Annotated in this window: 1 pseudogene; it reads right to left on the bottom strand. The window is 72.6% G+C overall.

From position 1 onward, the window contains the following. Positions 1-281: pseudogene (locus KI686_RS16660) on the bottom strand (hypothetical protein); the annotation flags it as partial.

The raw sequence follows: 281 nt of genomic DNA, 5'->3' as shown, positions 1-281 counted from the left end.
GTGTACGCCAGCGCGTGCCCGAAGATCACCAGCACGTGCCCCACGACCCCGAGTCCGATGCCGGGGCGACGCAGCGTCTCGATGAGCACCGAGATGCGCGCGGCGTTCTCGGCGGGGACCGACGGCAGCAGAGTGCGCAGGCCGATCGCCAGCAGCGCGGTGGCGCCGGCGGCGATCCCGAACACGCCTCGCCAGTCGAGCAGCTCGCTGAGCATCACGCCCACCGGAACACCGGCCACCGTCGCCAGCGACGTGCCGGCCGAGGTGAACATCACCGCGCG

This window comes from Polaribacter sargassicola, from assembly GCF_021991835.1.
GTDB classification, from domain to species: domain Bacteria; phylum Bacteroidota; class Bacteroidia; order Flavobacteriales; family Flavobacteriaceae; genus Polaribacter; species Polaribacter sargassicola.
This window is presented reverse-complemented; position numbering and strand designations above follow the sequence as displayed.